Source organism: Brachyspira pilosicoli (assembly GCF_019402445.1).
In the GTDB taxonomy this organism is placed as follows: Bacteria; Spirochaetota; Brachyspiria; order Brachyspirales; family Brachyspiraceae; genus Brachyspira; species Brachyspira pilosicoli_B.
The window spans coordinates 1-545 of sequence record NZ_SRZM01000432.1; the positions used below are offsets into that span (position 1 = coordinate 1).

The 545-nt window shown below is 30.3% G+C and carries 1 protein-coding gene; it reads left to right on the forward strand.

All coding sequences use genetic code 11. From position 1 onward, the window contains the following. Positions 1–62 precede the first annotated feature (62 nt). Positions 63–545: flavodoxin family protein (locus E6A48_RS11655; RefSeq protein ID WP_219710473.1), on the forward strand; the 483-nt coding region annotated here is incomplete at its 3' end.

Genomic DNA, 545 nt, shown 5'->3' on the forward strand with positions numbered 1-545 from the left:
TGACATTGGAGCATACTCTAATGCTATAATATAATTAATAAAAATAAATAAGAGGTTATAAAATGAGTAAAAAAGTATTAATAATATCATCTAGCCCAAGAAGAGGAGGTAATTCTGATACATTATGCGATGAGTTTTTAAGAGGTGTTAAAGAAGCTGGACATAATGGAGAAAAGATATTTTTAAAAGACAAAAAAATTAATTACTGCGAAGACTGCGGAACTTGCTATAAAAATAATAAGCCTTGCGTACAAAAAGATGATATGGAAGGAATATTAGAGAAAATGGTTGAGGCTGATGTAATAGTAATGGCTACACCTGTTTACTTTTATACAATGAATGCCCAGATGAAAACTTTTATAGACAGATGCGTTACTAAATATTTAGAGATTAAGAACAAAGATTTTTATTTTATTGCAACTGCTGCTACTGAAGATGAAAAAGAAATGGTTAGAACTATTGACGGCTTTAGGGGATTTTTGGATTGTTTAGAAGATGTGAGAGAGAAAGGAATTATATTAGCACATAGTGTTTGGAATAAAGGG